A 15795-nucleotide genomic window follows, 5' to 3' on the forward strand; every position below is an offset into this window, starting at 1 on the left:
GTCTCCGTCCGCCCCGTCTTATTCCGCTACACGGGTGATAGATGCGCCGAGCGCCGTGAAGGTCTCCCGGAAGCTGTCGTAGCCGCGCTCCAACTGGTAGAGGTTCGTGACCCGGCTCGTCCCGACCGCTGCCATCGCTGCTACTGCCACGGCCGCACCACCGCGAATATCTGTGGCCACCACGTCGGTGCCGTAGAGCTGACCCGTGCCGGAGATGACTGCCGTCTGGCCCGGTGCGCCGTTGACGCAGGTGAATCCGCCATCCTTGACCTTAATATCCGCACCGAGCTTATTCAGCTCCTCGCAGTACGCGAACCGTCCGTCGAGGATCGTATCCTTCAGCTCCGACGTCCCCATCGCATGCATCATCAGCACCGTATGCAGCGGCTGAATGTCCGTATGGAATCCGGGGTATGCCTCCGTCATCACATCAACTGGACGCAGCGGCCGCTCCCAGGCGACCCGGATGCCGTCCGCAAGCTCCTCAATCCGTAGCCCCGCCGCACGCCAGACCGCAACTTCTGCTTCTAGCACCCGCGTTGACGCATTGCGGATAATCGCGCTGCCGCGTGTTGCGCCGATGGCCGAGATGATCGTTGCCGCAATGATGCGGTCACCCATCACCGTATGCTCCGCCGCATGCAGCCGCTCCACCCCGCGAATCCTCAGTGTCCCCGGCTCGGTCCAAGCGATGTCGGCGCCCATCCGGCTGAGCAGCTCGATGACATCGAGCACTTCCGGGTTGCGAGCTGCGTTCTTCAGTGTGACCGTGGACTTCGATTTGACTGCTGCGAACAGCACGTTGAGCGTGCCGCCGAAGGTCGGGTACGAGAAGTCCACTACCGATTCGGTATGCGGCTGGCTTGCTGCCAAGTGAAGGCCGAGCTCACTTTCTTCCATTCGGAAGCCCATCTGCTGAAGCGCCTGCAAGTGAAGATCATGCTTGCGGTTCCCGATGCTGCAGCCGCCTGGCAGTGGCAGGAACAAGCCTTGCCGCCAGTTCGCCGACGCACCCAACAGGAGCAGGGAGTGCCGAATCTTCCCGGCCAGCTCGGCATTCAAAGTCCCTCCATGCCAACCGGCACCGCGGCAGATCAAGTCGCTACCTTCCTGCCTCACCTCGGCTCCTGAGTCTTGAAGCAGCTGAATCAGCTTCTGCACATCATTGAGTCCCAGGGGCACATGGCGCAGCGTCACTTCCTCATCTGCGAGGCAGGCGGCGACGATGGCGGGAAGAGCGGCGTTTTTGGCTCCCGGCAAGGTCACTTCCCCCTGCAGCGGGCGGCCACCTTCGATGATCAGATGCGGCTCGCGCAGCCGGGGACGTACCGCTTCCGCCGCTGTTGCCAGCCGGCTCACGGCTCCAGTTCTAATTCTCTCCATCTTCTCTCCTCATTTCTTTAAGGTAAGTAAATCGCACGCATTCCCACGTCTTAGACAATCAAGACCTCCGGCTCCATCTCGATGCCGAGCTTGCGGACGACCGTCTCCTGCATCACATGCATGAGGCGCTTCACGTCCTGCGCGGTTGCGGTGCCGAGGTTGATAATCCAGTTGGCATGCACCTGACTGATCTCTGCGCCGCCGACCCGGTGTCCCTTCAGCCCAACCTCCTCGATCAGACGTCCGGGGTGCGGTCCGGCTGGCGGACTTTTGAACGTACTGCCCACAGTCGCCACATGGAGCGGAAATTTTCCTTTGCGGATATCCGCTGCCGCCCGGGTGCGGGCCATTACATCCTCCTGGGCATCGCCGCGCTGCACCCGGAATTCCGCCTCCAGGATGAGACAGCGCGTGCCCTGCAGCGCACTAGTGCGGAAGCCCAGCCCCAGCTCCGAAGCCAGCTTGCGGTGAAGCACGCCCTGCTCGTCAAGATAGGTCACTGCGTTCAGCACATCTGCGGTATCCCGGCCGATGCAGCCTGCGTTCATGACGACGCCGCCACCTACGGTTCCTGGAATGCCAGCCATGAATTCGAATCCAGCCAGTCCTTTTTTGGCCATGGCCCAAGCCAATCTTGGCATCGGCAGTCCGGCCTCAGCGATTAGCGTGTCGCCTTCGAGCCGCATCCCCTTCAGCCGGCGTCCGAGATGGATGACCACCCCGGCGTAGCCGCTGTCGTCCACCAGCAGATTCGAGCCGTTGCCGACGGCCAGTACAGGCAATCCCTGCTCGCGGCATTTTGCATAGATTGGCTCCAGCGCATTCAGGCCGTGGGGCGCAACATAATAAGCGCAAGGTCCGCCGACGCCCATCGTCGTGATATGCTTCAGCTCATAGTGCTCTCTCACTTCACAGTCCAGCTCGCTCCACATCCTCATCCCTCACCCTTCGTTTGGTTGGTCTAGCTCCTGCGGCATTACTCTCTGGCACTACTCCAGGCAACAGCCGGCGCACCCTGCGGGGCCTTGCCCGGACCGAACCCTCTGGACATCGCACCAGCGAATGTCGTCTCTTCCTCCACAGGTACCGTGACGGGGCGATTGCGAGGACGCCCACCCTCGTACACATCAATCAGCGAATCCATCATGCCCTCCAGCGTAAAATATCCCTCATACAACTCCCGGCTCCGCTTGCCGTAATACGCGATCAATTCGGGATGCTCGATCAGCCGCGACAGCCGCTCCACGCCTTGCTCGATATGCTGGGCCTCGAACAACAAGCCGTTGTAGCGGGCCAGCACGACCTCATTGTTGCCAATGACGTCAGTAGCGACGATCGGCATGCCCAGGCTGAGCGCCTCCACGATAGAGTACGGCAAGCCTTCATATAGGGAGGTAATCAGATAGACGTCGAATGCCCGAATCAGCTCCATCACATTGCTGCGGAAGCCGACCAGCCGGATCCGTTCTTCCAGCCCCTCCTGCCGGATCTGCTCATCGATCATGTCCTTAAAAATCCCATCGCCAATGTAGACGAAGTCCACATGGTCGTAACGTGTCACAATTTCCCGGGCAATACGGTAAAAGGTCCAAGGATCCTTTTGCTCGTCCAATCTTGCCGACGTTCCTATCGTCAACCGGCCCCCAGCACGCAATCGAGCCGCTCGCTCCGCAGCCGCAAAGCTAATGACATTGCTTGCCGTCTTGCTCAATTGGCCGTTGTCCGTTGTCGTCCGGTGTCGATCTGCCTCGAGTTGTTGCTCAGCTGAACCGATGCCCGTGCTAACAGGTTGCAGAGCTTCTTGAAGCGCCAGCCTGCTGGCAGCTTCTGTGCTTGCCACTTGCGTACTACCTTCCTGCCCTTCCGCTGCCGCCGCCACGTGTGGTTCCACGCCCAGCAGCTGCTGCCAGGCACTCGCATAGTTCGCTGCATCGACCCGTCGTCGAAACGTTTCGTGCCGCGAACCGGGGGCCGCGTCCGGCTGCTCGGGCGGCTGGATGCCGTTATAGATCAGCACCGAGCGCTCCTCCCGCATGACCCGCTGCTCAACACCCGCCCGCCGTTCGCCGGCTGAGACGTTGATCGTCATCGTCGTGATGCGGCCGAGCACCCGCTCCATCATGGTGTACATCCATTTCTTGCGGTCGCTGAGGCCGACATTCTGAAACATATAAGCATGCGGTGTGTACAAAATGGTGCGAATGCCGCACAGTCTGGCCGCCAGCCGTCCGATTCCCCCGGCTTTGGAGCTGTGGCAATGGACGATGTCCGGCTCCAGCGCCCGGATCAGCCGCATCGTCTTGCGCAGCGCCGCCCAGTCCCGACGAGGCGACAATTCCCTAACCAGCTCATCCACCGGATAGAGTCCGATGCCCATGTCCCGCAGCAGCCGCAGCTGACTGGTGAACAGCTCGTCCGCACGCCGGTCGCTATAGATGAGTGACACTCGGTACCGGCTCAGATCCAGATGAAGCAGGATGTCCAGCACATGCTTGCGGACGCCGCCGCCCATCGCTTCGCAGATCAACACGATATGCTTTCTCATGGCGCTCCTCCTAAAAGTTTTCCGAAGGAAAACTCACTTCGGAAGCATTAGCTTAGTTTTCCGAAGGAAAACTCACTTCGGAAGCATTAGCTTAGCTTTCCGAAGGAAAACTCACTTCGGAAGCACTCGCTTAATAGTTTGTGAGCTTATTCTGCTACCCCGACTGCACGATCTCCCGGAACAAGCCGCCCGAAAAGGAACGCCACCGGTACCCCTCCGCATGCGCCAGTCCGCGCTCGCGCAGCGAGTGGCGCAAGGCCTCGTCGCCCATCACCTGCTGGATTTTCTCGGCCAGATCGGTGTACTGGTGCGGATCGCAGTAGATCGCATGCGGTCCGCACACCTCGGGCAGCGATGCCGCCTGCGAGACGATCACCGGACAGCCGCAGGACATCGCCTCAATCGGTGGCAATCCAAATCCCTCGTAGAAGGACGGATAGATGAAGCAGCCTGCGTGCTCGTACAACGCCTTAAGCTCACTGTCGCTCACGTACCCGAGCAGCTTGACCCGGTTGCGGGGCGTCTGCGCTGCATCGCCGTTGCGTGCTCCTGCCATCCGTTCTTCGGTTGCAATCAAGTCCGCATGGCTGTCGCCATGATGGGTACTGCCTGCTGCGGAGACCGGAGCTCCAACTCCCTCTTCAAGCGGCTTGTCTGGTACACCAGCCAGTTCCGCCTGATTCACGACAGGACGAGGAACCTGCTCCGCTCTCGCGTGTCCTCCCGTTTCCCCGTTCACGCCGCTCACCTCGGCCTGCCCAAACACCTGAGCATTGGCCCCGCCGACGATCACACAGTCATAAGCGGTGTTCCCCAGATGACGGATCGCTTTGACGATGGCGTCGAAGTTCTTGTTGGGGCTGCGACTGCTTACCGCCAGCACATAGTTGCCTGGGGTGAGGCCGTGCTTGGCCAGGATCGCGTGGTCGGCGATCGTCTTGGCCATATGGTCTACGCCGAGATGATGCACCGCAATCTTGCGCTCGCCAATCCCGCAGTAGCGCTGAATCTCCGACTTGGAGAAATGCGAGACGGTTATCACCTTGCGCGAGGCGATCCGGAAGCCCGTAAACATCAGCCGGTACCAGCTGCGGAACACCAGCGAGAAATTCTCGCGGTTAGCAAAGATAGCCGCATCGTGAATCGTCACGATCTGCTGCCGCTTCGCCAGCGGCGCAGGGCCGCACAGGTTCACCAGCAGCTTGCCCCGCGTCAGACGCGGCAGCTCCAGCTGCTCCCACAGATGACCGCTCATACGCCCAGCCTCGCGGACCGGGATGTGCCGCAGCTCTACCTCTTGCCGTTTGCCGGGAGGCACCAGCATCTCGAAGCGATACTGGCGCCGGTCGATTTCGCCGCTCTCCAGCATCTCGTCCAGCATCCGCACAGCCTCCATGGCCACTCGCTGCACGCCGGTAACCGACTGCGTCAGGAAGCGGCCGTTGATCATAATGTGCTGCTCTGAATTCATCATGCACCTCCTTCATCTTGTGTCTCTTCCGGCCGGAACAGGCAGCTGCCAATCGCCAGCCAGAGGAATACGTTATAGGGAAACAGCTCCAGCACATTCGTGGTCAGGCCAGCGAACAAACCGCCAGCGATGAGGGCAATGGCCAGCTCCGTCTGCCGGATATAATTGCGCTGAATAGCCGGTGCCGGATTTCCATGCCGTGTCTCCACTGCCGGGGGCTGCCCTCCAGTCTCGCGCGAGCGGTCAGCTTGGCGGCTGGGGGACGAACCTTCTGCGTGCGCTATGTGCAAGTCGCTATTCGTCGCCCCGCGTTGCTGCGTCCGCTGACGACCGAGCCTCCCGTGCAGCGACTCAGCAGCTCTCTGCGTTGGCATGACTGACGCCATGTCTCTTGCAGCAATCCCGGGCAAGACCGCTTTGTTTGTCTGATGCCCGCCAACTAACCCGACAGCCGAGCCAGGAACCGCGCCATCGGCATGACGCAGATTGCTCAGCAGCTTGGCCATCAGCACCACCGTCAACACGGCCATCAACAGCATGCCGGCGGTACCGATCTGTTCATAGATGGCCAGGTACTGGTTGTCCACGGCATAGCTGCCATTCTCGCGGCCCAGCGCCACCGTACGCTTGCTGGCAGCGCCGACTGCCCCGAGGCCGAAGCCCATCATGCCGAACAGACTGATCGGCGACACCAGGTAATCCCCCCAATGGCTGAAGCGGTCGAGCGTCGAGCCGATGGATAACAAATCCCGCTCCTGAAGCACCAGCAACAGGCCGGTGCCGACGGTTGGACCTGCCAGCAGCAGAAGTGCCAGCCAGAACAGGCCGCCCTGCCCCTCGCCTCTTACTTTGAGAAGGAACAGACAGAGCTGACTGACCAGCCAGAGCACTAGTGCCGAGCGGATCGTTGAGAGCATCAGGAATACGCCGGTTGCCACCATAACGATCAGCCGCAGCCAGGGGCGATTCGCTAGCATTTTCGACCGCTCCAAGAGCAGTCCGGAGATTGCCAGCAGATAGGCATAGTTATCTGGACTGAAAGCAATCGACGACAGCCTCGGCATCCCATCGGCAAAGTGCTTGATGTTCACGCCATAGACGAAGCCCATCTGCATCAGCCGTTCCATGCCGAGCAGATATTGCGCCGTCCAACCGCCAATCGCCAGCAGGAAAACGACGAGGTATGTCCGATCCAAGGTTCCCCGGTGCATCCGCGGTGCGATGTACATACCGAGGAACAGCAGCAGCAGCGGTAGAATCGTGATTTTGACGCCGTACACCCAGACCACCACGTCGATACCCGTCAGCACGCCAAAAGCGCCGATCACGACCATGCCGCCGATCAGCGCTAGCAGTGAGGCACCCAACACGGAGCCTTTTTGCAGGACATAGAGGATACTGACCGCCGCGAACACCAGCATCAGCACGTCCTTGATGGAGCGGACCAGCAGGTTGTCGACGAAGACGGACATCAGACCATACACCGAGACGAACAGCAGCAGCAACCATGTCGTGCGACCAACCAGCGTCTCCGCACCAGCGGTACCCTGTGCCAGCAGCGGACGCGGCGGCGCAGCCAGCCTTAGAGCGCTTGTCGCCATGCGGCCGCTCCTTCCGCCGGGTACAGGAGCCGTCCGTACAGCTCATCGTGATGTGCCAGCAGTTGGTCCGTGCCGTAGCGCCGGCTGTGCGCGTGGCACAAGACACTATGATGCCGTCGCGCTTCCTCGGATAATGTGCTGTAGCTGCGCAGTTTGTCAGCAATCGCCTGGGCGCTGCCCGGATCAAAGGCACAGCAGGATGGATCCTCCAGCACCTCCGGGATGCCGCCAATCCGTGACGCCAGCACCGGTGTCCCCACTTGGTACGACTCGATGATGACGCGTCCGAATGGCTCCTCCCATACCGACGGCACCACCGTCAGGTCGACCTCGCTCATCCGGCGCATCGTTTCGGCCCGGCTTAGCTTGCCTGTGCAGGTAATGCGAGCATCGCCTGCAGCCAGCTCCCGGATCGCCGCCAGCTCTGGCCCGTCCCCGCAGATCCATAGCTCAGAGACGAGCTCCGGTGGCAGACTGCGAACCGCCTCCACCAGATGGCGGACCCCCTTGATCTCCTGAATCTGGCCAAAATACCCGACACGCAGCGGTCCGCCCGTAATCGTTCGCTCCAGGTAGAGCTGCTCTGCCTGCACACTCGGTGTGACGGCATTCGAGATCACGCCGGCAGCGGCGTCGCGGAAGAAACCGCGCTTGCGGTGCTCCGCCAGCACATGCTCCGAAATGCCAACTACCGCCGAGACGGCCGAGCTCATTCGACGCGCTGCCTGATGGTAGAGCATGGAATAGCTACGAAACGGAATCGGATCAAACAGCGAGTAATCCCGCAGGGTATGCACAATCGGCACATTCGCGCGTCTTGCCGCCTGCCAGACGGACAGGCTCAGCCCGGCCAGATTTTGCGTATGGATGAGATCGGGCTTGATCTGCTCCAGGATCTGCTGGACGCGGCGGCCTTGCCGAGTGTTGTAGACATCCCGGATCCGCCAGGCGATTTTCTCCATGGTGCTCTTCTGCTTCTGGGTATCCCCGAACCAATATAAGTTGTGATGCGGCAGCCGGAGGATGCGGACACCCCCGTGCGACTCCTCCACCGTCTCCCGCTCCTGCGGGCCGACAGTGACGACTGTCACCTCGTAGCGGCTGCCCAAGGTCTCCGCCAAGATCTGCGTCGACACCTCCGCCCCGCCGATAATATGCGGCGGGTAGAGACTGTGGGCAATAACGACCGATGGTCTGGGCATGTGCGCTCCTCCTCCTAATGTGTTAACTAACCAATCCTTCTATGTGCAGGCCGCGCGCGGCGCTCTGACTAAACTTTCTTTACTTGCAACCGCCACTCCACGCCACGCGCAGCACTCCAACTAAACTTTCTTTACTTACAACCCTCACTTCACGCCGCGCGCAGCACTCTAACTAAACTTTCTTTACTTACAACCCTCACTTCACGCCGCACGCGGCACTCTAACTAAACTTTCTTTACTTGCAGCTTCCGTCTGCACCAAACTCCACTCTCCAACGAAAGTTTCTTGCCTTACAGCTTCCGTCTACACCGTACTCGGCTCTCCAACGAAACTTTCTTTACTTACAGCTCCCGTCTGCACCACACTCGGCCCTCCAACGAAAGTTTCTTGCCTTACAGCTTCCGTCTGCGCCACATTCGACTCTCCAACGAAACTTTCTTTACTTGCAGCTTCCGTCTGCGCCACACTCAGCTCTCCAACGAAAGTTTCTTGCCTTACAGCTTCCGTCTGCACCACACTCGGCTCTCCAACGAAAGTTTCTTGCCTTACAGCTTCCGTCTGCACCGCACTCGGCCCTACAACGAAAGTTTCTTGCCTTACAGCTTCCGTCTGCAACTCGCTCAGCCCCTGCGCCCGAGCAAAGCATCCAATCCCCAAGGCGTCGCGCCTCAGTACGCGTCCTTGGAGCCCAGCAGCATGCCGGCCGTCTTGACGATGACCGTTAGGTCGAAGCGGATGCTGCGCTGGCGGATATAGCGGAGGTCGAGCTCGACCATTTCCTGAAAGCTCAACTGGTTGCGCCCGCTGATCTGCCACAGGCCCGTGCAGCCTGGTGTGACGAGCAGCCGTTGTTTCTCGTAGTAGGTGTATTGTTCGACCTCGCGCGGCAGCGGCGGCCGTGGACCGACAAGACTCATGTCGCCCTTCAGCACATTGAGGAACTGTGGGATCTCGTCGAGGCTGGTGCGGCGGATGAAGCGGCCGATCCGTGTTACTCTCGGGTCGTCCTTCATCTTGAACATCGCGCCTTCGATCTCGTTACTGGCCAGCAAGGAGGCCAAACGCGATTCGGCGTCGCAGACCATCGAGCGGAATTTGTACATCCGGAATGGCTTGCCGTTCTTGCCGATGCGAATCTGGCTAAAAAGAACCGGACCCTTCCGGTCCTCCAGCTTGATCGCCAGCGCAATCAACAGCAGCAGTGGTGACAGCACGAGCAGCCCGAAGGCCGCCCCTAGCATGTCGATGATGCGTTTGGCGATGAGGTATCCCGCCTGTTCGTTCTTGAGGACGCCGGAGTGCAGCGCTTCTTTGGGGTTGATCATACGCTGCTCCCCCTGACCGTTGTCAGATCAGCGAGCCGTTCCTTGCCCATCAGCGCCTCCAGCTGCTCCAGCAGCGGGGCACGCAAGTCATTACTACGGAGAGCAAAATCAATCGAGGTCATGATGAAGCCCAGCTTCTCACCCACGTCATACCGCACACCTTCGAAATCATATGCGCACACGCCCTGAGCCAGGTTCAGCTTCTGGATCGCATCGGTCAGCTGGATCTCGCCACCTGCACCGATCTCTTGCTCCTCCAGGTAATCGAAGATTTCAGGCGTCAGCACATACCGGCCCATAATTGCCAGATTGGATGGCGCCTCGCCGAGCGGAGGCTTCTCCACAAACCGGCTCACCTCGTACAATCTGCCGTGACTGCGAATCGGATCGACGATGCCATAGCGGTTGGTCTGATCGTCGCCTACCGTCTGCACGCCAATCACCGATTTTTGGGTTAACTCGTATTGTTCCGCCAGTTGACGGATGCAAGGCTTGTCCGCTTGGACGATGTCGTCGCCCAGCAGAACAGCAAAAGGTTCATTACCAATGAACTTTCTAGCACACCAGACGGCATGTCCGAGGCCCTTCGCTTCTTTTTGACGGATATAGTGGAGATCGACATTGGAGGTGGCGCGCACTTCGTCGAGCAGGCCGAACTTGCCCTTGCCGAACAGGTTGTGCTCTAGCTCGAACGCATGGTCAAAATGATCTTCAATCGCGCGCTTGCCCTTACCAGTGACGATAATGATGTCTTCAATGCCTGAGGCAATCGCTTCTTCGACGATGTACTGAATGGTCGGCTTGTCGACAATCGGCAGCATTTCCTTCGGCATCGCCTTGGTGGCCGGCAGGAACCGCGTACCCAGTCCCGCAGCTGGAATAATCGCCTTCGTTACTTTTTTCGTCATCTCTCATCACCCTATCCCTTACTTTGTATTTGGTATAAATGCCAGGTATGGATTCTTGCCTAAAATAGAAGTTCATTAGCCTCGTGATCAAAAGTGGCTTGTTGAACAACCATCGTCAAGAACCCATAGCTCGTATTTGTACTACCGGGCATCAAACCCGTCCTCACATCACACCCTTGACGATGAACGTCTAAGGCTCCGCTTGGCGGAACCCACAGCGTGACCGAGTGCCTCCAGTGATACAGGTGCAGGAGACATTACCTACATGAGTGACGAGTGACGGACTGGCCAAATGTGACAATTTGACGCATCAGCTAGCTCACGAACCGTGTGACGCTGGCAGCACCACAGAATCTTGCTCCACCATCCGACGCATTAGTTGCCCCGCCCTTGCTCTTGCCTTTGCTCTTGCCGTTATCCTTGCTCCTCTTCCCCTGCCCCCTCAACTCCCGTAGTACGAGTAGTAGGCGTAACTGTCAGAGCCAGAGCGATTGACGTTGTTCAGCACGACGCCGAGCATGCGGGCGTTGGCGTGCTGGAGTTTGGCTTTTACCTTGCGCGCCATATCCTTCTTGACCTTGCCGGCATCGATGACGAGGATGACCCCGTCGCACTTGGCGGCCATGATCTGAGCATCGGTGACTGCCATCATCGGTGGCGTGTCGATCAGCACAATGTCGTACTCGCCTCTGGCACGCTCCAGCAGCAGCTCCATCCGCTTGGAGGCCAGCATCTCTGATGGATGCGGGGGAACCGGACCCGAGGGCAGCAGGCTGAGATGGTCAATACCGGTATCCATGACGACCTCCCGAAGCTCACTGTTGTTGCTCAGTGCCGAGGTCAGTCCGTAACGATTGCTCAAGCCAAAAATCTTGTGCTGCGTCGGTTTGCGCATATCTGCATCAATCAACAACACTCGCTTACCCGTCTGGGCATACGTGACAGCCAGATTGGCTGTCGTGGTGCTCTTCCCCTCACTCATCCGCGATGACGTAATCATCACCGTCTGGATATCCTCTTCAAAGTTGGAGAAATCCACGTTTGTACGAAGTACTTTGTAGGCCTCGGATATCGGTGATTTTGGATTTACTTCCGCAATCAGCGGCAGACTAGGCTTCGAAAGGGACATTTTTCTCACTCCTCGCCTTTTTCTCGACCGGTACGGGCTTCAGCTTGCCGCTGTTGCTGCTGAAATCCCGCTCCTTCATTCGGGGAATGACGGACAAGGTTGGCATATCCAACACCTTCATCACATCGTCCTCGGACTTGATCGTGTCATCCAAATATTCCAACAGGAAGGCTGCACCCATTCCTAACATCCCTGCCAATAGCAGCGCTGCTGCAATATTGAGCTTCGGCGAAGGCGATACTGGCGCCGGGGTACGATCTAACTCTGCCGTGTTGAGGATGGAGACATTGTCCACCTGCATAAGCAACGGAATTTCCTGCATGAATACCTCAGACACGCTGTTGACGATCAGGGCTGCTTTTTCGTAGGAGACATCTCGGGCTGAGACGTTCATCACCTGAGTATCATTGACCGAACTGACATTGATCTTCTGCACCAGCTGCTGCGCCGTCAATCCGAGCTCCGGATGCTGCTCAGCGACCACTCCCATGATGCGGGGTGTCTGGATGATCTCCTTGTAGGTCTTGACCAACTGAATGTTGGAGTTAATGGTCCCCAGATCCAGCTTGGCCAACATACTTGCTTCACTCGACTGATTGACGATGAGCTTGGTGGAAGCCTCATACACCGGGTTCATCACCATGTACGAGTAGAGCCCCGCACCCCCACCGCCGAGTACCATGAGCATAATGATCAGCCACAACCGCTTCTTGACGATGGTCCAATACTGTTTCAGTTCCAATGATCTTCCTCCTGTTCATCACTTCACCTTGTCTGTGTAATTGTCGACGCCATACGTATGACCTTCTTCAGAAGCTGGACATTTTTGATTAAAGTTATTCAAAACGCGACCTTTTAGTTAAAAAAAATTATGTCTGTCTCTTCGCCGCTTGGATACAAGTCAAGGAAGTAAGAATGTTCAGACATAATTCTTGGTACAGGAGCTCTTTTAGATGCTTATCATGACAGTTTTTCACTTGAAAACTATTATTCACTTAGAGAATTTGTCGATTTGAGTATAATTCAATACGAATTATTTTGTAAATACCTTTTTGAAAATTCATCCACCGAACCACCTTCAAGTACGTGACCGATCAGGTCTTCAGCTGTGCAGGCGCTGCCTTCCTTCTCCAGAATGAGTGTAACCAGTTCGGCCAGATTGACCGTCGGTTTCGTGTGGACAGGCACATATCTGCGCTTGGCATAATCATAGACCATCTCTTTTTTGACCGGATACTCAGCCCTGTGCAGCCATTCCGCCATCGTCGGTCGATCTTGCTTACCGCCGGCTTCAGCCAGACTTTCATCCTGAGCCAGCCGCTTGAGGAACTCATTCACCCGCAATGCTTTTTGCTTGCGCAGGAGCAGCGCCTGGAGGCTGTCGGAAAGTTCCATATGATGAATTTCCCTTCGGTAGTCCATAGCTGCCAGCGATCTGGCCTGATCCATCATTAGTCAATTCCCTCCGTTTCTGAATTCTCAGTATGAGGATTTTGGCAAAATAATGTTATACGTTTTGAATAATTATAAAATAGCTTTTTCAAAATATGTGTCGCTTTATGTCGAATAAAATACGATTACAAATTGCTTACAACTCGTAACCGCTTACTATTCAGGTATAGCAATGATTTCTTCTGAAAAAAAATAAATGCCATCCTCTCCGTCTCCGGAAATAATGGCATTAATATGCAAATCTATCTGGGTCCAGCGAACGAAAAACAGTAAAAGGGACTAGTAACAAACGATGTGAGCAGGGTAGCGGCCAGTGGATCAGCGAAATAACAGCCAAACCAGGCAGACCCAGAACGGAATTGCCAGCAGCAAACCGTTAATATAGCCTACTCTAAGACTTCCTTCCCGAAAAATCATGAGAAAGCGCCCCCTTCATTCTGCAGGATACTACTAAGTATATCCTTAAATCTGAAAAATACAACCGCTTTCATTAATATTTATTCAGATTTGTTTGTTCCTTTTGGAAATTGGGTAAAATGCACAACGCTTACACTCGTTTTCGGGACTATGGTTCGTCCTATGAAACCCTCCAACCATTCATTCCGACTCACTTGCTTGGTATTCTCTTCACAATAAATAGTCCTGTAAGCAGGGTTTGGCCAAAACGTTGCTAAGCCTCTGGCACCTTTTATCGAGGCGTAGACCGGGATTTCCAGCGATTCCAATGGGATTCTCCTTGGTTCACACTCCCAACCGAGGCCTCTGCTCTTCAACGTGTTTCTTCATATAATAGTGTTACGCCGTTTTGGTCATAGAAATTCTTATCCTGGGAGAAAATAAATCCAGTTCCACCCGCTGCTGATTCATCCGCGCTCAGCGGTGTTATGATTAGGTATCGGTATCCGTACGGACTGACTTCTAACGATTCTGCGGCTCGCCGAGAGCATAGTCCAATTAACCTACGAAAAGAGGCGGCATTATGAGCAATCAATCGTCTATGAAAGTACAATGGCTAATTATCTCCGCCCTCGTCTTTGCCGTGATTACAGCCATCTTCGCCGTCATTAACGTCGACTCGGTGCAGGTGAACTTCTTATTCACGACTGTCGAGACCCCGCTGATCTTGGTCATCCTCATCTCTACCCTCCTGGGTGGTTTGATGGTTTTCCTCTTCAGCTTCGTGCGCCAGGTGCAAATGCAGCGCCGGGTCAAGCAGTTGGAGAAGCAGTTGGCGGAGGCCGAGCGTGTACAGACCAGCCCGATCATCGACGAGCCAGTTGGTGGATTTACCACGGACTTTCCTAAAACTGACGTTCATGAGCCAGCCGACGAAACGACGCTCCCAGGCGAGGAGCCGCGCACTGGACTAAACGGCAGCACGCCGGATCGCGATCGTTAATTAACCGCAGCTAGCAATAGCATAACGTGCTGGCTACACGTAGTGAAAAGGCCGCCCACCGGAAATCCGGGGGCGGCCTTTGTCGTGTTTCAGACAGAAGGGGCCTGGCTGCTATTGAACCAGACTAATTAATATAGGTAGCAAGGGGAACGAAATCAGTGTACTCCACAAAATACACTTGGCGACCATCGTCGGCGCGGCCTTGAATTGCTCTGCCAAGATAACGGAATTCACGGCTACCGGCATACAGGACAAGATGAACAACACCGAGAACAGGATGCCGTCGATCTGCAGGATGAACAATGCCAACAAGGCAGCAAACGGGGATAGGAGCAGCCGAGCGCTCATGCCTGCCCAGAAGCCTTTGACGACCTGCGGGTCGAGCTTTACTTTGCTCACATTCATCATCTGGGCACCAAGCACAACCAATACCACAGGCGAGTAGGCGGCCGCAGCCATCGAAATCCCGCTGACCAGCCCCGCAGGCAACTCCAGATGGATACTGCGTACGGCAAATGCGAAGACAGCCGCGTAGATCGCTGGCAGCTTGAACACCGAATGAATCGCCTGCTTCACCGAGAAATGGGAGCGAGCCGCAAAATAGATGCCAATCGTGTTGACGATCACCATCTGGCCGATGACGTATACGGATGCCTTGTCCAACCCAAGCTGCCCGAATGCGAGCAGGACCAACGGCAGCCCGTAATTCACACTATTCGTAAAGGTCGTTACCAGCGTCAGACCCGCCTGCTCCTCTTGTGGCAGTCTGAGGAGACGGCCCAGTCCCAGGGCCAGCAGCCAGAGCAGAATCAGGTTGAGCAGCGAGAAGCCGACCGTTTTGTAGACGTCGCCCATTGTAATCTCAGCGGTCAGCAGCGTATCCAGCAGAATAGCCGGACTGAGAAAATAAAGGTAGAGCACGAGCAGCGGCTTCGTATCTAATTGTCTGTAACGGGCCAGCAACGCGCCGACCAGTACAGGAATCATGAGTGGAAGGATGACTTGCAGCAATGTAGTATAGACGGTCATGAACATAAGATGGTCTTGCCTTCTTTCCAGTAGAAGTATCTGTGGACAGGATAGGTCTATTGTAGCCCTCATTTCCGAGCAGAGCAATGGCCCAGATGTCCCCAACAGAAGGGTAGTCTGAACATGGTATTGGGTTCAGGCGAATGTAAGCTAATGTCCGCCAACCACCGCATCCAGGGGTAAAATGTTACTTCATTCGATCCATTCCCCGCCTACCGCCGCATCCAAGGGGAAAATGTTACTTCATTCGATCCATTGTCCGCCAACCACCGCATCCAGGGGTAAAATGTTACTTGATGCGATCCTTTGTCCGCCTACTGCCACATCCAAGGGTAAAATGTTACTTCAATC

The 15795-nt window shown here is 56.6% G+C and carries 13 protein-coding genes; 1 reads left to right on the top strand and 12 read right to left on the bottom strand.

Annotated features, from left to right (window positions below):
• Positions 1-18: 18 nt before the first annotated feature.
• The 11 genes from F556_RS0125905 to F556_RS0125960 form a co-directional block, all read right to left on the bottom strand.
• Positions 19-1383, bottom strand: a complete 1365-nt coding sequence (locus F556_RS0125905; RefSeq protein WP_020619919.1) for a UDP-N-acetylglucosamine 1-carboxyvinyltransferase — start codon at positions 1381-1383, stop codon at positions 19-21.
• Positions 1384-1433: 50 nt separating this feature from the next.
• Positions 1434-2321, bottom strand: coding sequence for a UDP-N-acetylmuramate dehydrogenase (murB, locus tag F556_RS0125910; protein WP_157272955.1), 888 nt, complete (start codon positions 2319-2321; stop codon positions 1434-1436).
• Positions 2322-2359: 38 nt separating this feature from the next.
• Positions 2360-3928 (bottom strand): glycosyltransferase, encoded by a 1569-nt coding sequence (locus F556_RS36660; RefSeq protein ID WP_020619921.1) that lies wholly within the window; start codon positions 3926-3928, stop codon positions 2360-2362.
• A gap of 154 nt (positions 3929-4082) precedes the next feature.
• A complete protein-coding gene (locus F556_RS36665) occupies positions 4083-5399 on the bottom strand; it encodes a glycosyltransferase family 4 protein (RefSeq protein WP_020619922.1) in 1317 nt (438 codons plus the stop codon).
• The gene (locus tag F556_RS0125925) at positions 5399-7000 is read right to left on the bottom strand and encodes a hypothetical protein (protein WP_020619923.1); all 1602 of its coding nucleotides are present in this window, start codon (positions 6998-7000) and stop codon (positions 5399-5401) included. Before F556_RS0125925 ends, F556_RS36665 begins: the two co-directional genes overlap by 1 nt.
• A complete protein-coding gene (locus tag F556_RS35270) occupies positions 6982-8202 on the bottom strand; it encodes a glycosyltransferase family 4 protein (RefSeq protein WP_020619924.1) in 1221 nt (406 codons plus the stop codon). The genes F556_RS0125925 and F556_RS35270 overlap by 19 nt, the downstream gene beginning before the upstream one ends.
• Before the next feature lie 668 nt (positions 8203-8870).
• On the bottom strand, positions 8871-9527 hold the full coding sequence (locus tag F556_RS0125940) for a sugar transferase (RefSeq protein ID WP_020619926.1): 657 nt from the start codon (positions 9525-9527) through the stop codon (positions 8871-8873).
• A complete protein-coding gene (galU, locus tag F556_RS0125945; protein WP_020619927.1) occupies positions 9524-10435 on the bottom strand; it encodes a UTP--glucose-1-phosphate uridylyltransferase GalU in 912 nt (303 codons plus the stop codon). The genes F556_RS0125940 and galU overlap by 4 nt, the downstream gene beginning before the upstream one ends.
• 442 nt (positions 10436-10877) lie before the next feature.
• Positions 10878-11564, bottom strand: coding sequence for a CpsD/CapB family tyrosine-protein kinase (locus F556_RS0125950; protein ID WP_020619928.1), 687 nt, complete (start codon positions 11562-11564; stop codon positions 10878-10880).
• Complete coding sequence (locus F556_RS0125955) at positions 11545-12306, bottom strand: YveK family protein (protein WP_020619929.1); 762 nt, start codon at positions 12304-12306, stop codon at positions 11545-11547. Before F556_RS0125955 ends, F556_RS0125950 begins: the two co-directional genes overlap by 20 nt.
• A 281-nt stretch (positions 12307-12587) precedes the next feature.
• Entirely contained in the window at positions 12588-13016 is a 429-nt protein-coding gene (locus F556_RS0125960; protein ID WP_020619930.1) for a hypothetical protein, read from the bottom strand.
• 979 nt (positions 13017-13995) lie between these two features.
• Here F556_RS0125960 and F556_RS36670 point away from each other — a divergent pair.
• Entirely contained in the window at positions 13996-14415 is a 420-nt protein-coding gene (locus F556_RS36670; protein WP_020619932.1) for a LapA family protein, read from the top strand.
• 111 nt (positions 14416-14526) lie between these two features.
• On the opposite strand, the gene F556_RS0125975 is transcribed toward F556_RS36670, so the two are convergent.
• Positions 14527-15450, bottom strand: coding sequence for an AEC family transporter (locus F556_RS0125975; protein ID WP_020619933.1), 924 nt, complete (start codon positions 15448-15450; stop codon positions 14527-14529).
• Between the last annotated feature and the right edge of the window lie 345 nt (positions 15451-15795).

Source organism: Paenibacillus daejeonensis DSM 15491, from assembly GCF_000378385.1.
Classification (GTDB): domain Bacteria; phylum Bacillota; class Bacilli; order Paenibacillales; family Paenibacillaceae; genus Paenibacillus_D; species Paenibacillus_D daejeonensis.

Bases quoted from the DNA above. Each gene is read 5' to 3' on its own strand.
- F556_RS0125925 (WP_020619923.1), bottom strand. From the start codon at position 7,000: ATGGCGACAAGCGCTCTAAGGCTGGCTGCGCCGCCGCGTCCGCTGCTG.
- F556_RS0125950 (WP_020619928.1), bottom strand. From the start codon at position 11,564: ATGTCCCTTTCGAAGCCTAGTCTGCCGCTGATTGCGGAAGTAAATCCA.
- F556_RS0125975 (WP_020619933.1), bottom strand. From the start codon at position 15,450: ATGTTCATGACCGTCTATACTACATTGCTGCAAGTCATCCTTCCACTC.
- F556_RS36670 (WP_020619932.1), top strand. From the start codon at position 13,996: ATGAGCAATCAATCGTCTATGAAAGTACAATGGCTAATTATCTCCGCC.
- galU (WP_020619927.1), bottom strand. From the start codon at position 10,435: ATGACGAAAAAAGTAACGAAGGCGATTATTCCAGCTGCGGGACTGGGT.
- F556_RS0125940 (WP_020619926.1), bottom strand. From the start codon at position 9,527: ATGATCAACCCCAAAGAAGCGCTGCACTCCGGCGTCCTCAAGAACGAA.
- F556_RS35270 (WP_020619924.1), bottom strand. From the start codon at position 8,202: ATGCCCAGACCATCGGTCGTTATTGCCCACAGTCTCTACCCGCCGCAT.
- F556_RS36665 (WP_020619922.1), bottom strand. From the start codon at position 5,399: ATGAATTCAGAGCAGCACATTATGATCAACGGCCGCTTCCTGACGCAG.
- F556_RS36660 (WP_020619921.1), bottom strand. From the start codon at position 3,928: ATGAGAAAGCATATCGTGTTGATCTGCGAAGCGATGGGCGGCGGCGTC.
- F556_RS0125905 (WP_020619919.1), bottom strand. From the start codon at position 1,383: ATGGAGAGAATTAGAACTGGAGCCGTGAGCCGGCTGGCAACAGCGGCG.
- murB (WP_157272955.1), bottom strand. From the start codon at position 2,321: ATGAGGATGTGGAGCGAGCTGGACTGTGAAGTGAGAGAGCACTATGAG.
- F556_RS0125960 (WP_020619930.1), bottom strand. From the start codon at position 13,016: ATGATGGATCAGGCCAGATCGCTGGCAGCTATGGACTACCGAAGGGAA.